Raw genomic sequence first — 15,634 nt, 5'->3', positions numbered from 1 at the left:
CCCGCTGGTACCGGAGAACCCGGAGAACCAACGTGAGCACGGTCCACGAGACCCTCGCCCGGGGTGAGACCGAAGTCGGCGCCGTCGGCACGGCGACAGCCCTGCTCGATGCCTACCGGCCAGGCGCGCACCGCTTCTTCGGGTCACCGACCCGCACGCTCCTCGCCTACGGCGAGTGCGCCCAAGTACCGCACGGCGCCCAGCCGTTGACGGACCGAGTACGCGACGCGCTGACCACCGCCCGCTCGGCCGGAGAGCCGGCTCCCGTGGTGATCGGCGCGATCCCGTTCGACGCCACCGCCCCCGCGTCCCTGGTCGTGCCCTCCGTGCTGCACCGGGCCCCGGCCCTCGGCACGGACCCACTGGTCGCCTTCCCCGCGCCCCGCCCCGAGCCGCTCGCCTGGACGGTCCGTCCCGTTCCCGAGCCCGAGCGCTACCACGCCGCCGTCGCGGCCGCGGCGCACCGGATACGGTCCGGCGAGTTCGACAAGGTCGTCCTCGCCCGGGCCCTCGACCTCACCGCCGGCCAGGCCCCCGACGTCCCCGCCATGCTCCAGCGCCTGGCCCGCCGGGACATCCACGGCTACACCTTCGCGGTGCCCACCCCCACCGGCGGCACCCTGCTGGGCGCCAGCCCCGAACTCCTCGTCTCCCGCCGCGGCGGAACCCTGGTCGCCAACCCGCTGGCCGGCTCCACCCCGCGCAGCGGCGACCTCGCCGAGGACGTACGACGCGCCGCCGCGCTGCTGGAGTCCGGGAAGGACCTGCACGAGCACGCCGTCGTCGTGAACGCCATGCGGGCCGTCCTCGCGCCCTACTGCGCCGAACTCCACGTACCCGAACGACCCTCGCTGGTGAAGACCGCCACCATGTGGCACCTGTCGACCACCATCACGGGCACCCTGGCCGACCCGTCCGTCTCCGCCCTGGAACTCGCCTGCGCCGTACACCCCACCCCCGCCGTGTGCGGCGCGCCGACCGCGCACGCCCGCCGCGTCATCGAGGAGCTGGAGCCCTTCGACCGGGGCCTGTACACCGGCATGGTCGGCTGGGGGGACGCCGAGGGCGACGGCGAGTGGGTGGTGACCATCCGCTGCGCCGAAGCCACCGAGCAGGGACTTCGGCTGTTCGCCGGAGCGGGGGTCGTCGCCTCCTCCGACCCCGCCGCCGAGACCGCGGAGACCCACGCCAAGTTCCGCACCTTCCTCGACGCGGTGGGGGCCGAGCTGTGAGTGCCGACGCGCCCACCTGGCCGGCCGAATTCGCCGAGCGCTACCGCGCCGCCGGACACTGGCGCGGCCGGACCTTCGGCCGGATGCTGCGGGAACGTGCCGAACTCCACCCGGACCGGATCGCCGTCGTCGACCCGGCCGGCTCCCGACGCGACTGGACCTACGCCGAACTCGACACCCGGGCCGACCGGTTGGCGGCCGGACTCCTCGACGCCGGCATCGAACGAGGCGACCGGGTGGTGGTCCAACTGCCCAACATCGCCGAGTTCTTCGAGACCGTCTTCGCCCTCTTCCGGATCGGCGCCCTGCCGGTCTTCGCCCTGCCCGCCCACCGGGACACGGAGATCACACACTTCTGCACGATCGCCGAGGCGGTCGCCTACGTCGTCGCCGATGTGCACGAGGGCTACGACTACCGGGCGCTGGCCACCCGGGTGCGGACGAAGTGCCCTTCCCTGCGGCACGTGTTCGTCGTGCAGGACGCCGCACACGCGGGAGACACCCCGGACGCCGGAGAACACACGCCGCTCGCCGACCTACCCCGCGACCCCGTCCCGCACGACGAGCCCGAAGCCGGAGACCTCGCCTTCCTCCAACTGTCGGGCGGCAGCACCGGCGTCCCCAAACTCATCCCGCGCACCCACGACGACTACCTGTACTCGGTGCTCGCATCCAACGAGGTCTGCGCGGTCGACGAGCACAGCGTGTACCTCGTCGCCCTGCCCGCCGCACACAACTTCCCGCTGAGCTCGCCCGGTTCGCTCGGCACACTGGCCGCCGGCGGCCGGGTCGTGCTGTGCCCGAGACCGGACCCGGACACCGCGTTCCCCCTCATCCAGCGCGAGCGGGTGACCCTCACCGGGCTCGTCCCGCCGCTCGCCCTGGCGTGGACCGAGTCCGCGACCGACACGCCTTACGACCTCGGCAGCCTGCGAGTGCTCCTCGTCGGCGGAGCCAAGTTCAGCGCCGAGGCCGCCCGCCGCGTCCGGCCCGCGCTCGGCTGCGCCCTGCAACAGGTCTTCGGGATGGCCGAGGGCCTGGTGAACTACACCCGGCTCGACGACGACGAGGAGACCGTCGTCACCACGCAGGGCCGCCCGCTCTCACCGGACGACGAGATCCGCGTGGTCGACGACGCGGACCGGGACGTCGCGCCGGGGGAGACCGGACACCTGCTCACCCGCGGCCCCTACACGATCCGCGGCTACTGGCGCGCCCCCGAGCACAACGCCCGCTCCTTCACCGAGGACGGCTTCTACCGCACCGGCGACCTGGTCCGGCTCACCGACAGCGGCCACCTCGTGGTCGAGGGACGCAGCAAGGACCAGATCAACCGGGGCGGCGAGAAGATCGCGCCGGAGGAGGTCGAGAACGTCATCCTCGGCCACCACGCCGTGCACGACGTGTCCGTGGTCGCCGTACCGGACGACTACCTGGGCGAACGCAGTTGCGCCTACGTCATCCTGCGCCCGGGCGCCGACCTGCGCGCCGTCGCGCTCAGACGCTTCGTACGGGAACGGGGACTGGCCGCCTACAAGGTGCCCGACCGGGTCGAGTTCGTCGACGCCTTCCCGCACACGGGCGTCGGCAAGGTCAGCAAGAAGGACCTGCGCGCCACCGCGGCCGACTCGGCTCCGGCCGCCGAACCCGCCCCCGCCTCCCAAGCCGCCCCTCACGACTAGGCGACCACATCATGGGACTCCCCTCCATCCCGCCGTACCCCATGCCCGCCGATGCGGACCTGCCCGCCAACCAGGTGGACTGGACCGTCGATCCGGGCCGGGCCGTGCTGCTCGTGCACGACCTCCAGAACCACTTCCTGTCCGCCTTCGCGCAGGGCACCTCTCCGGTCGCCGACCTGGTCCCGCGCGTCACCCGGCTGGCGGGCGAGGCCCGCCGGCTCGGCATCCCGGTCGTCTACTCCGCCCAGACCGGCGGCCAGAGCCCCCGGGAGCGCGGACTGCAACTGGACTTCTGGGGCCCCGGCCTGCCCGACGACGCGCACGCGCATGCCATCCCCGCCGCCGTCGCGCCGCAGGACGGCGACACCGTGCTGACCAAGTGGAAGTACAGCGCGTTCGTCCGCACGGACCTGGCCGACCTCCTCGCCCAGGACGGGCGCGACCAGTTGATCATCGTCGGCGTGTACGCCCACCTCGGGGTGAACATGACGGCCTGCGACGCCTGGATGCGCGACATCCAGGCCTTCGTCGTCGCGGACGCCGTCGCCGACTTCGGCCCCGACGAGCACATCGAAGCGCTCCACTGGGCGGCCCGCTCCTGCGCGTTCGTCACCACGTGCGACACCGTCCTCCAGGAGGCCCGGCGATGACCCTGACCGTGCAGCGGATCCGGGCGGACGTCGCCGCCGTGCTGGGCGAGGACCCCGCGGACATCCCCGTCGACGAGGACCTGGTCGACTACGGCCTGGACTCCGTCCGGCTGATGAGCCTCGTCGAGCGCTGGCGGCGCGAACACGGTGCCGAGGTCTCCTTCGTCGACCTCGCCGCCCGTACGGCCATCGAGGCGTGGGCCCCGCTGCTGGGAGCCCGGGAATGACGAGCACGCCCGAACGGCAGCTGCCGCTGACCGCCGCCCAGACGGGGATGTGGTTCGCGCAGGCCCTCGACCCCGAGAGCCCCGCGCTGAACACCGCCGAGTACCTGGAGATTCACGGCACGGTACGGCCCGACCTGTTCGAGCAGGCCCTGCACCGCACCGCCGAGGATGCCGAGGCCCTCCGGGTCCGGATCGCCGAAACCCCGGACGGACCACGGCAGTTCAGCCACCCTTCGCCCCGGCCGGGCGCCGGGTTCCCGCTGCACCGGGCGGATCTGCGTGGCGCACCCGATCCGGACGCCGTCGCTCGTGCCTGGATGGACGACGACCTCACCCGGCCGTTCGACCTCGCCGCCGGACCGCTGTTCCAGCACGCGCTGCTGCGCGTCGGCGACGAACGCTGGCTGTGGTACCAGCGCGTGCACCACATCGTCCTGGACGGTTTCGGCTACTCGATGGTCGCCCGCCGCACCGCCGAGATCTACTCCGCCCTCGCGGCCGGCCGGCCACCGGGAGACAACCCGTTCGACCGGATCGACGACCTGGTGGCAGACGATCTCGCCTACCGCGCCGGCGAACAGTACGACATCGACCGCGCGCACTGGAGCGGGCTCCTCGCCGACCGGCCCGAGCCGTCCACGCCGGCCGGCCGCACGGCGCTGCCGTCACGCACCTTCCTGCGGGCGAGCGCCTGGGTACCGGACGAGGTCACCGCGCGGCTGCGCACACGTGCGGCAGAACTACGCGCCACCTGGCCCGAGTTGATCGTCGCCGCACAGGCTCTGTACGTCTCGCGGGTCACCGGACGCCCGGACATCGTCCTCGGTCTTCCGCTGATGGGCCGCATGGGCTCGGTGGCGCTGCGGGTGCCCGGCATGGTGATGAACGTCCTCCCGCTGAGGCTGGAGGTCCCACCGGCCACCACACTAGCCCGGCTGACCCGACAGGTCGTCCTCGCGATGCGCGCCGCCCGCCGCCACCAGCGCTACCGCTTCGAGGACATCCGGCGCGACCTGGGCCTCCTCGGCGAGGGCCGTGCGCTCGTCGGCCCGCTGATCAACGTCATGCCGTTCGACTACGACCTCGCCTTCGCCGGCGCCCCCGCCGTCCCGCACAACCTGTCCGCGGGCCCCGTGGACGACCTCACCGTCAACGTCTACGACCGCGCCGACGGCCGCGGCCTGCGCATCGACCACGACGCCAACCCCGCGCTGTACACCCGCGAGGAACTCGCCGCCCACCAGGAGCGGTTCCTCGCCCTGCTGCACCGGCTCGCCGACCACGACCCCGAGACCCCCCTCGCCACGCTCGGCATCGCCACCGACGCGGAACGGCACCTGGTGCTCCACGAGTTCAACGCCACCGACCGCGACCTCCCGGCCACCACGCTGATCGGGCCGATCGAGGCCCAGAGCCGACGCACCCCCGGCGCGCCCGCCCTCGTCCACGGCTCCCGCGTCCTGACGTACGCCGAACTCGCCGCCCGAGCCAACCAGTTGGCCCACCACCTGGCCGCCGGGGGAGTACGGCCCGGCACGGTCGTCGGCGTCGCGATACCGCGTTCGGTCGAGCTGATCGTCGCCCTGCTCGCGGTGCTCAAGGCGGGCGGAGCCTATCTGCCGCTCGACCCGGGCCACCCGGCCGAACGGCTCGCCCAGGTGCTGGACGACGCCGACCCCGCCTGCGTCGTCACCGACGCCGCCACCGCGGAGCGGCTGCCCACACCGGGCCGCCCGCTCGTCCTGCTGGACCGCGCCGACCTGTCGGGCCGGCCGACGTTCGACCCGCCCCGCCCGCTCACCCCGAGCGACCCCGCCTACGTCATCTACACCTCGGGCTCCACCGGCAGACCCAAGGGTGTCGTCGTACCGCACTCCGCGATCGACAACCGGCTGCGCTGGATGCAGCACACCTACCCGCTGGCCCCCGGCGACCGCGTCCTGCAAAAGACGCCGACCGGATTCGACGTCTCCGTATGGGAGTTCTTCTGGGCGTTCAGGGTGGGCGCCACCCTGGTCCTCGCCGACCACGAAGGGCACAAGGACCCGGCCTACCTGGCCCGGCTCATCCGCGAACAGGACGTCACCGTCTGCCACTTCGTGCCCTCCATGCTCCAGGTGTTCCTCGCCGAGCCGGCGGCGGCCGGATGCACCGGACTGCGGCACGTCTTCGCCAGCGGCGAGGCCCTGCCGCGCGAGACCGCGCACCACTTCCACCGCCTGCTGCCCGAGGTCCCCCTGCACAACCTCTACGGCCCCACCGAGGCCGCGGTGGACGTCAGCCACCACACCTGCGCACCCGAGCACACCGGCACCGTGCCGATCGGCCGCCCGGTGTGGAACACCCGCCTGTACGTCCTCGACGCCGCCCTCCAGCCGTGCCCGCCCGGCGTGGCGGGCGAGCTGTACCTCGCGGGCGCCCAGCTCGCCGACGGCTATGTGGGCCGCCCCGACCTGACCGCCGCGCGGTTCGTCGCCGACCCCCACGGCCCGGCCGGATCGCGCATGTACCGCACCGGAGACCTCGCCCGCTGGACCGCCGACGGGGAGGCCGTCTACCTGGGTCGCACCGACCATCAGGTGAAGCTGCGCGGCCAGCGCCTCGAACCCGGCGAGATCGAGGCCCACTTGACGGCGATCGAGGGCATCACTGCGGCCACGGTCGTCCTGCGCGAGGACCGCCCCGGCGACCAGCGGCTGGTCGCCTACCTCACCGGCGACGCCCCCGCCCCGGACGAACTGCGCACCCGGCTCGGCGCCGTCCTGCCCGACTACATGATCCCCTCCGCGTTCGTCGCCCTCGACGACCTCCCGCTCACCCCCAACGGCAAGCTGGACCGCGCGGCACTCCCGGCACCGGCCACCACGGCCGGAACCGACGGACGTGCCCCGCGCACGCCCACCGAGGAGACCGTGACCCGTCTGTTCGCCGAGGTGCTCGGCCTGGACCGGGTCGGCGCGGACGACGCGTTCTTCGACCTGGGCGGCACCTCGCTGCTCGCCGCCCGCCTGATGGCCCGCATCCGCGACACGCTCGGCACCCACATGCCGCTCGGCACCCTCTTCCGGGCGCCCACCCCCGCCGCACTCGCAGACCGGCTGACCGACACCGGCCAGGAGGACGCGGCCCTGGACGTCCTGCTGCCGCTGCGCGCCTCGGGCGGTCGCACCCCGCTGTTCGTGTTCCACCCCGCCGGCGGCATCAGCTGGTGCTACTCGGGCCTGCTGTCCCGGCTGGACCCGGACCAGCCGATCCACGGCGTGCAGGCCCGCGGACTGCGGGACGGCGAGGAACCGCACACCACGATGGACGAGATGGCCGCCGACTACGCCGACCGGCTGCGCACGGTGCAGCCGCACGGCCCGTACCGGCTGCTGGGCTGGTCGGTCGGCGGCGTCATCGCCCACACCGTGGCCGTCGACCTGCAACAGTCGGGTGAGAGCGTCGAGTTGCTGGCCCTGCTCGACGCCTACCCGTCCGACCAGTGGCGCGATCTCGCCGGACCCACCGAGGCCGACGCCCTCAACGCCCTGCTCCGCATGGCCGGCTACGAGGGCGGCACAGGACTGACCCGCGACGAGGTCCTCGAGGTACTGCGCCGAGAGGGCAGCGCGCTCGCCGCACTGCCCGAGCGGGTCCTCGACCGTGTCGTCGGCATCGTCACCAACAACGCCCGGCTGATGCGCACCCAGCGGCACCGGACGTTCGAGGGCGACCTGCTCTTCTTCACGGCCGGCGCGCCCCGCGCCGAGCACTGGCTGACGCCCCGGGCCTGGACGCCGTACCTCACCGGAACGCTCGACGAACACCAGCTCGACTGCCTGCACCCGGAGATGACCCGGCAGGGCCCGCTCGACGAGATCGCGGCCGTCCTCGCGGCCCGGCTCAAGGAGCTCGACGCATGAGCCGGGCCTTCGACGCACGCCGGCCAGGGGCACCCCGAGCCCGCTCACCCCTCACCCCATGACCCCGGATCCCGGAGGAAACACCATGTCCGACACCCCCACTCCGATCGGCCGACGTACCGTCCTCGGCGTCGCGCTCGCCGCCGGCGGTGCCCTCGGCTCGGCCGCACCCGCGGCTGCCGCCGCCCCCCACCAGGCTCACACGAAGGAGGCGAACTACGCCGTGACGTCAGCGGAACTCGCCCAGGGCCTCTACCAGGTGGCCCACTCGACCCGTAACAAGGCCCTGTGGGTGACCAGTTCCGTCGGCTTCCCGCCGGTCACCCACTCCCGCCTGCTGAAGGTGGACCCGCAGACGCTGGAGCTGCTGGCGAGCTACGAGCCGCCGCTCAGCGACCCCGCGACCGGTGCCGTGGAGGCCGTCTACGGCGTCGCGGTGGACGACGTGCACAACACCGTCTGGGTCACCGCCACGCTGGACAACGCTCTCGCCGTCTACAGCCAGAGCACCGGACGCCACCTCGCCAAGCTGCCCGGTGTGCGGCACCCGCGTGACGTCGCGATCGACATCCCGCGCGGACTGGTGTGGTGCAGCGCCCTGGAGGAGGGCAGCGTCGTCGCCTTCGACCTGCGGACCCACCAGGAGCGCAAGCGGGTCACCGTCGACGGCGCCTGGCCCGCGGGCCTGGCCGTCGACCTGTTCACCGGCAAGGTCTACGCCGCCGACCTGGCCAAGAGCCGTCTGATCGAGGTGTGTCCGGGTTCCGACCGGCCGCGGCTGCTCCCCGCCGGGCAGGGCACCATCGACGTGGAGCTGTCCGCCGACGGCCGCACCGCGTACACCGCGAACCAGGCCGCCGGTTCGGTCTCCGTCATCGACGTGGCCACCGGCGAGGTCACCAGGGAGATCAAGACCGGCGCCGGGACCCTCGCGGTGGCGCTGGACGCCTGGTCCGGACGGCTCCTGGCCGTCAACAAGGACGCCGGTACGACGAGCGTCGTGGACCCCGTCGCCGGCACTGTCGTCGCCGACCTGCCCACCGGCGCGAACAGCGACCATGTCACCGTCGTGCACGGGACGGCCTACGTCGTCGACAAGGCGGCGGCCGGCCCCCGGTCCATCGACTCGATCCACCGCATCCGAGCCGCCCACTGACGCGCTCCCGGGCCTGGCAGGACGGGAGTCCGATGCACGAGCTGTCCCGACCGTCGTCGATCCGGGTGGGTGCCTGGATACGGTTCGCCGGGCAGGCCCGGGCGGTTCTCGCGGTGTCCGCCCGGTCGGTCAGGATGACCGACCGCGGCGGCCCACCGCGCGAGGTGCCGCCGGCGGATCTGCTGAGCGACGAGGAGTTCGAAGTACTGGGCAGCCGGGTGCGGATGCCGCTGCCGCCGGAGTCACTCCTGGAGGAGCTCCCGGAACGGGTACGGGAAAAGGCCCTGTGGTGGGAGGAACACATCCTGGAGGTCCTCCACGGAGTCGGCCCCGGGGCGGACGTCGACGCCGTGCCACGGCCCGAATACGACCCGGCCCGCCGCTCGCTGACGGCACGTGAGCTGGCCAAAGCCGGGGAGCTGACGAGGTCGGGCCACCGGGCCGGCATGAGCACCGTCGGCAACCTCCGCCGCCGCTACCAGGCCGAGGGGTTGCTCGGCCTGGTCGACAGGCGGCAGCTGCGCGGTAAACCGCGGCCGGAGTAGCAGACCGATAGGGCCTCCCGGTCGCCGGGCCTAGTCCCACCAGAACGACCAGGAGGTCCGTCCCACGAGGCCCTTCGCGTACTCGGGGAAGGGGGTGGGCGGGTCGTCGACGACGTTGTCGGCGGTCGACAGCACATGTTCCAGGGCGAGTTGGTTGGCGTGCTCCTCGTCAACCGGGGGTCTCGCGACCGACACGTGAAGCTCGCTGTCGTACACCGCCACCACCTGGGCGCCGAAGCGGTCCTCCCAGCTCCGCAGGAGTGCGCACAGCAAGGGCAGCGGTGCCTCCGCGGACCAGCCGGTCAACCCCAGCGCGTCGCTGCCGCGCGGGGCGGGGACAAGGGCGAGGCGGCACTCGGCCAGGCCGAACGAGCCCGCGTCCATGAGCCCGGCCAGCAGACTCACCGAAGCCTCCCCGGGCGTCGGGTCCGCGGACGTGACCGGCGTCCGCGGTGTCAGCCCCGGCCATCGCTCGAAGGGCGGCCCGGGGTCGTGCGGCCATGGCTCGGTTCCCTCGGGAGCCGGCTCAGGACTCGGGTCCGTCCAGAAGGGCAGACGCCTGCGGCGGTACTCGACGAAGTCCCGGGCCAGCACCTCCTCCAGCCGGACGGCGTCCACCTCGTCCGGGCCGAGCGGCCTTCCCAAGCCGTCGGGCCGGCACAGCAGCGGAACCAGGCCGCCGGCACCCTGCTCGCTCAGCAGGCGGGGCCACAGCTCTTCGACGTCGTCGGGGAATTCGTCGGAGAACCACACCTGTGCGGGACCGGACGACAGGAACCGTCCGGGCGGTAGACCATCGGGCAGGGCTATGGGCATGGCCGCACTGTAGACCTTGGTCCTGAGCCGCGACGGACCGATCCAGCATCATGGACGCCGGGTGGTCCGGAACCCCCGTGAACAAGGCCGAGGGCACAGGAGGACCGATGGCAGGGCACGAGAGCGTACCCGGCGACACGGCGGAGCAGGGGCAGTCCACCGCGCTGCTGACCCGCCGCACCTCCCGTTCGGTTCGCGCCGCGGTTCTGTTCCTGCACGGCGGCGCTGCCGACAGCCGGGCCAGGTCGCGGTCCTGGTATCCGGCACCGCTGCGGATGCGGCCCTTCGTCCGGACCGTCGCCGCGGCGGTCCCGGACGCCGACATCCTGCTGGCCGAGGTGCGCTATCGCGTGCGCGGCTGGAACGGCCAGGACGCCGACCCGGTCCGGGACACCGAACGGGCGCTGCGCGAGCTCGCCACGCGGGTGGGAGAGGTCCCGGTCGTGCTGGTGGGGCATTCCATGGGCGGTCGCGCGGCACTGCGCGCCGCCGCCGCCCCACAGGTGCGGGCGGTCGTGGCGCTCGGCCCGTGGTGCCCGGAGGGTGAGCCGGTGGACCAACTGCGGGGCAAGGACGTGGTCGTGCTGCACGGTGACCACGACCGTGTCACCGACCCCGACGCGTCAGTGGCGTTCGTGGACCGCGCACGCGCGGCCGGCGCACGGGCGCGCGTGGAGCTGGTGCAGGGGGGCGATCACGCCATGCTCCGCCACCGACGTCAGTGGCATCGCCTCGTCGCCTCGACGGTCGCCGGTGTCCTGGCGGAGGTTCCCCGACCGGGACGGTAGCGGTCCGCCGTACGGCCGAGGCCATCAGCCCGAGGGAGTGGGGCAGATGGCGTCCGGTGGGCAGAACCAGGCGAGGGCCGTGTCCACGAGTTCGCGTTCGGCGCCGTCAGTGCTGTCGGGGCCGTACGCGACGAGCGCGTAGCGTTCGCCGTCGCTCGCCTCGAAACGGTGGTCGATGACATGGCGCACCGCCCCGGTGTCCGACTCCCCGGTGATCTCACTGGCCCGGTACTCGTGTTCGGCCGCCGCGTACGGGGAGGACGGGATCTCGATCAGGTCGATCAGCTCGTAGCCGTCCAGTTTGGAACTCTCGGTCTGGGCGGCCTGGAGCGAGGCGTAGGGGGACGCCTCCATCAGCTGGAAGACCTGGAGCCGGCGCAGGCCGTCGGGGCTGCGGTAGTTGACGATGTCGATGCCGAACTTGGACCCGCTGCTGTCGCGCGACCAGCTCGTCGGGACCGCGACCCGGAACCCCTCCTCGTCGGTCAGCTCGGCGTAGTCGGCGGGCAGGGCGCCGGTCCCGGAACCGCTCCCGGACTCCGTCCCGGAGGGGAACTCCTCCTCCGGGACGGGGCTGCCCTGGTCGGCCGGCGCGCTCTCGCCCTGACTCGCGGCGGCGGGCGGCGGTGATGGTGGTTCCGGCTCGTCCTTCCAGGCGAACGCCCAGACGCCGAAGCACACGCCCACCACGGCCAGCACCACGCCGGTTCGCTCCAGGACGCGCCGCTGACGCGGCAGGTCCAGGTACTGCTCCGGGTGGTAGAGGCGTTCGCGGCGCCCGCCCGCCCACTCCTGCCGTTGCCTGTCGTACACCCTCATCGCCGTCGCCCTTTCACGCGCTGCCGGCCGTCTGTGCTGTCCGGTCGGCTCTCAGCCGAGGAGCTGGGCGATGCCCTGCACCACGGCGGTCGCCGAGGCCACCGCGCCCGCCGCGGCCGCCTGCGAGCCGAGCCAGCGCCGAACGCTGCCCAGAACCCGCGTGAGACGGCCGGACTCCGCCCGGCCCGAGCTCGTGATCTCGTCCTGAAGCTCCGTGAGTTCGGCGTGCAACGCCGAGTCCTCCGCCTGGCGGGTGCCCTGTTCGGGCAGCTCTGCGAGCAACTCCCGGACCGCTGCCAGCAGTTCCTGGTGCCGGGCATCCGGGACCGGGCCGCCCGTGGTGTTGACCGAGACGGCCCGGCCGTGGCTGCCGGTGGCGATCGAGCCGCCGGACATCGAGCCGATGCTGACTCCGCCTCCCGGCGCATGCGCGCCGGGTCCTCCGTCGTGGGGGATCTGCGGCGAAGCGTGGTTCTGGCTCATGTGAGGTTTCCTTCCTGGCGCGGCAGTCCGGTGCCGGGCACCGGCGAGGTCCGCGAGGACGCCTGACCGTGGCTGCCGGTCGCGATCGCGCCGCCCGACATGTCCTGGATGAAGACGCCCCCGCCACTGACCTGGTAGATGTGCTGTTCGAACTCTTCGGTCCGGTAGCCGTGCTCGCGGAGCGCCGCCCGGACACCGCCCGCGATCCGTTCCTGAATGGTCTTGATGTAGCGCTCGGCGTCCATCTCCTGGAACCGCGAAAGGTCCTTCTGAGCGGCCAGCGCGCGCAGCGAGAGGCGGGGAACGTCCGGCGGTTCTTCGCCGGCCGACCAACCGGAGGCGATCTCGCGGTACACGCTGCCGAGCGCGCCGATCGCACAGCTCACGCCGATCGCCGGAGCGTGCCGCAGGGCGCGCAGGGCGGCGCTGGGCCACTTCTCCGGCAGCCGCTCCACCAGCGCGTCCACGCCGCGGAACTCCTTGCGGACCGGCCCCAGCACGTGGGGCTCGACCTCCAGGACGAGCATGCCGCCCTGGGTGTGCACACGCACCAGCACCGTCACGACGAGCTGTTCGTGCCAGGCACCCACCCGGACCCGCAGGAACACCCGCCGGGCCTCACCGCCCTCGTCCGCCGCCTCGGCGAGGTGCGCGGCGATCTGCTCCGGGTCGTACACCAGACGTCCGCCCTGGCCACGTCCCCGAGGCGTGGCGGCGAACGAGGCCGCGTCGTCGACGCCGCCGACCTCCACCTCCTCGTCACGCCCGACGCCTCCGGGGAGGTACAGGAAGCGCTCGATCTCCAGCTCACGCAAGCGGTCGCGGCCGGTACGGGCGGCGGACTCCCTCAGGTCGATCAGCTGCGGTTCGATCATGTCCAGTGCGGCGCTCGCCGTCAGCCGCTCCGCGGCCCGCCGGGCAAGGCCGTTCCCGGAACCGTTGGCGGCCCGGTGCGGCCCGTCGCTCTGTGCGGGTACCTGTCCCGGGCGGTCCTCGGACAGCTTGCGCAGTTCCATGGCGAAGGACCAGCTCCCCCTGCGCGTGCCCAGGCCGATGAAGGGGTCCGCCAGGTCGTACAGGGTCACGGACGCCTGCTGCTCACGGTGGAGGGTGGGCACCAGGTCGTCGTACGGGAGCCCCGCGGGCAGCCCGGGCTGGGTGGCGGCCGGGAACGTCCACTTCGAGAGCCACTGGCAGAGCGCCTTGCGGTGGCTCATCTGGTGCTGCCAGCCGATGAGGGCGATCAGCAGCGGGAACAGCGCCGGGTACGGCGTCTGGGCGGTGCCGTCCAGGAGTCCGGCCAGGTAGAGGTACCAGTAGAAGCAGGCGAACAGCACACTGCCCACGCCGGCGAGCCGGCCCAGGCCGTCGGCCGCGCGGGCCACCGTGCCGGGCAGGCCCAACTCCTTGACGTCGTTGCCGCGTTCGCCGAGCGTGGCCGCGAACCACAGGGCGAGGGCGACCAGGGCGTAGAGCTGGGACCAGGGCATCGGGACCCCGCCGCTGACGTTCTCCTGGCCCTGGTAGAGCGCGGCGAACACGTCACCGAAGCCGACCTCGGCGCCGTGACCCCAGCGGTCGGACAGGCTGTCCCACACCATGAGGAAGTCGGAGCAGACGAACCCGGCCCAGGCCGCGAGCATCAACAGTGCCGTGCGGGCCTCCCTGCGGGCCACCCGCACGGCGTGCGCGAGCACCGGCAGGACGTCCACGCCGAGCGCGGGAGCGACGGGCCGTTCCAGATGGCCGACCAGTTCGTCGAGCACCCGGCGTCGGAAGGTGGCGTCCTGATAGACGCCCGCGCACAGCAGCCGGGTGGCCTCGGTGCGGCTGTAGCGGTCTTCGGGAAGGCTTGTGCCCGGCACGGTGCTCCCATGGTCGTCGACGATGGTCCTGTCCCCGGCGTGGCGGGAACGGCTCGTCGCGGACGAGAGCCGTTGTCGCGGGGCGGTGGTGCCGACGCCGGACGAGCGACACGGGAACAGGAGCGCGACGGTAGAGGCCGGCGGCGCCCGACATGCGCGCTCCGGCCTCTCTCTCCCACGATCCGGTGAAAATGCCAGGGGCAGCTGGACAAACGACGGCCCGTCAGAAGCGCCCAGTGCGTCGCCGAGACCGACGACCACGACTCACCCGATGCCGCCCGTCGCGAAGTACGCCCGGCACACCGGGCCCTCGAAGTCGGTCGCGATCTCCAGCAGCCGCTTGCCGTCGGTCGAGGGCAGCAGGGGAGAGCTGTAGTTCTGGCAGTGGTTCACCTCCGGATCCGGGACCGTGACCGGCGACGGCATCGTGGACCACGGCCCGCTGCCGTTCCCGGTGTTGGTGAGGATGGTGCGGCCGCTGCCGGCCGCGGGGGAGCCGTCCCGGTCGAGCAGACGCTGACCGATCAGCAGGATCCGCCCGTCGGCGCCGCCGCCCGGCGTGGGCGCCCAGGCGATGGTCGGCGCGGCGCGGAAGTACCTGCCGTCGGCGGTCTCCGGCCGGATGCCGAGGTGGGCGGGGTCGCCTCAGTTCCAGCCGTCCGAGGAGGTCCGGTAGTGGACCACGCACTGGTACTGGCCGCCCGGGTTGCAGATCTCGTAGCTCATGAAATACGTGCCGTCGGGCAGCTTCCGCACCACGGGCATGCCCGGCCGGTCGGGCGCCCAGCCGCTCGCCACCGTGTCGTGGCGTCCCTGCCAGTTCACGCCGTCGTAGCTGCGTACGGCCACCAGCTTCTGACTGTGCGCCGCGTCGGTCTCGTCCGCGTAGTGACAGACCAGCGCGCCGTCGGCGGCGACGGAGAACTCCGGCTCCCACAGACCGCCGCTTCCCCCGGCGACGGCACAGGAGGACAGGTAGGACCAGCTGCGCCCGACGTCGTCGCTGCGCCAGATCCGCAAGGCCATACGGCGGTCCGGCTCGTCCTGGCCCACGGAGGCGGCCCAGAGCAGAGTGCCGGCCGGCATCGTGCCGATCTGTCGTGGCAGTTCGAACAGCGTGGCACAGCAAAGGCCCTGGCCCGCCGCGGATTCGGGGTCGGCGACTCGGCCGACCTCGCGGAAGGTCGCGCCGGAGTCCGTGCTCTCGTGGAGGGCGCCGATGCCGTTGTCGCCGTCGAAGGTCACGACACCGGCGATGACGCGGCCGTCGGCCGCCCCGTTGTGGGCGAGCCGGATGGCACGCGGATACAGGCCCGTTCCGTCCCGCAACGGAGTGCCCGTGGCCGGCGGCGAGACCTGCGCCGCCGGACCACATATCCATCGATGTAAACAGTGCGTTCCTCGAGTCCGCGCCGCCCGGACGATCGGGCGGACCGGGATGTGCGATCGACGTATCCACACGTCCC

14 protein-coding genes are annotated in these 15,634 nt (G+C 72.9%); 8 read left to right on the top strand and 6 right to left on the bottom strand.

All coding sequences use genetic code 11. The annotated features are described in order from the left end of the window. Positions 1–32: 32 nt before the first annotated feature. The 7 genes from dhbC (at position 33) to ACIQWG_RS12990 (ending at position 9,397) form a co-directional block, all read left to right on the top strand. Complete coding sequence (gene dhbC, locus ACIQWG_RS13020; RefSeq protein ID WP_404094094.1) at positions 33–1,232, top strand: isochorismate synthase DhbC; 1,200 nt, start codon at positions 33–35, stop codon at positions 1,230–1,232. Then, positions 1,229–2,914, top strand: coding sequence for a (2,3-dihydroxybenzoyl)adenylate synthase (locus ACIQWG_RS13015; protein WP_404094092.1), 1,686 nt, complete (start codon positions 1,229–1,231; stop codon positions 2,912–2,914). The genes dhbC and ACIQWG_RS13015 overlap by 4 nt, the downstream gene beginning before the upstream one ends. A gap of 11 nt (positions 2,915–2,925) precedes the next feature. Then, entirely contained in the window at positions 2,926–3,564 is a 639-nt protein-coding gene (locus ACIQWG_RS13010) for an isochorismatase family protein (protein WP_404094091.1), read from the top strand. Continuing rightward, a complete protein-coding gene (locus tag ACIQWG_RS13005; RefSeq protein ID WP_404094088.1) occupies positions 3,561–3,791 on the top strand; it encodes a phosphopantetheine-binding protein in 231 nt (76 codons plus the stop codon). Before ACIQWG_RS13010 ends, ACIQWG_RS13005 begins: the two co-directional genes overlap by 4 nt. Further along, positions 3,788–7,696, top strand: coding sequence for an amino acid adenylation domain-containing protein (locus ACIQWG_RS13000; RefSeq protein WP_404094086.1), 3,909 nt, complete (start codon positions 3,788–3,790; stop codon positions 7,694–7,696). The genes ACIQWG_RS13005 and ACIQWG_RS13000 overlap by 4 nt, the downstream gene beginning before the upstream one ends. Before the next feature lie 85 nt (positions 7,697–7,781). Next, positions 7,782–8,852: a YncE family protein gene (locus ACIQWG_RS12995; protein WP_404094083.1), complete on the top strand. Its 1,071-nt coding sequence runs from the start codon at positions 7,782–7,784 to the stop codon at positions 8,850–8,852. Between the two features lie 32 nt (positions 8,853–8,884). Continuing rightward, the gene (locus ACIQWG_RS12990; RefSeq protein ID WP_404094080.1) at positions 8,885–9,397 is read left to right on the top strand and encodes a hypothetical protein; all 513 of its coding nucleotides are present in this window, start codon (positions 8,885–8,887) and stop codon (positions 9,395–9,397) included. Between the two features lie 30 nt (positions 9,398–9,427). On the opposite strand, the gene ACIQWG_RS12985 is transcribed toward ACIQWG_RS12990, so the two are convergent. Continuing rightward, a complete protein-coding gene (locus ACIQWG_RS12985) occupies positions 9,428–10,213 on the bottom strand; it encodes a DUF4253 domain-containing protein (RefSeq protein ID WP_404094077.1) in 786 nt (261 codons plus the stop codon). A gap of 107 nt (positions 10,214–10,320) precedes the next feature. Here ACIQWG_RS12985 and ACIQWG_RS12980 point away from each other — a divergent pair, with 107 nt between their 5' ends. Further along, positions 10,321–11,001, top strand: a complete 681-nt coding sequence (locus tag ACIQWG_RS12980; RefSeq protein ID WP_404094074.1) for an alpha/beta hydrolase — start codon at positions 10,321–10,323, stop codon at positions 10,999–11,001. A 24-nt stretch (positions 11,002–11,025) separates the two neighbouring features. Here ACIQWG_RS12980 and ACIQWG_RS12975 read toward each other — a convergent pair whose 3' ends face one another. The 5 genes from ACIQWG_RS12975 to ACIQWG_RS12955 all read right to left on the bottom strand — a co-directional run bounded on the left by ACIQWG_RS12975 (position 11,026) and on the right by ACIQWG_RS12955 (position 15,497). Next, complete coding sequence (locus ACIQWG_RS12975; protein WP_404094073.1) at positions 11,026–11,820, bottom strand: hypothetical protein; 795 nt, start codon at positions 11,818–11,820, stop codon at positions 11,026–11,028. Between the two features lie 51 nt (positions 11,821–11,871). Further along, on the bottom strand, positions 11,872–12,303 hold the full coding sequence (locus ACIQWG_RS12970; RefSeq protein WP_404094070.1) for a hypothetical protein: 432 nt from the start codon (positions 12,301–12,303) through the stop codon (positions 11,872–11,874). Further along, positions 12,300–14,168, bottom strand: a complete 1,869-nt coding sequence (locus tag ACIQWG_RS12965) for a hypothetical protein (RefSeq protein WP_404094067.1) — start codon at positions 14,166–14,168, stop codon at positions 12,300–12,302. Before ACIQWG_RS12965 ends, ACIQWG_RS12970 begins: the two co-directional genes overlap by 4 nt. Positions 14,169–14,432: 264 nt before the next feature. Then, positions 14,433–14,594, bottom strand: coding sequence for a hypothetical protein (locus tag ACIQWG_RS12960; protein ID WP_404094065.1), 162 nt, complete (start codon positions 14,592–14,594; stop codon positions 14,433–14,435). A 219-nt stretch (positions 14,595–14,813) separates the two neighbouring features. Then, positions 14,814–15,497, bottom strand: coding sequence for a sialidase family protein (locus tag ACIQWG_RS12955; RefSeq protein WP_404094062.1), 684 nt, complete (start codon positions 15,495–15,497; stop codon positions 14,814–14,816). Between the last annotated feature and the right edge of the window lie 137 nt (positions 15,498–15,634).

Source organism: Streptomyces sp. NPDC098781, from assembly GCF_044759995.1.
Classification (GTDB): domain Bacteria; phylum Actinomycetota; class Actinomycetes; order Streptomycetales; family Streptomycetaceae; genus Streptomyces.
This window is presented reverse-complemented; position numbering and strand designations above follow the sequence as displayed.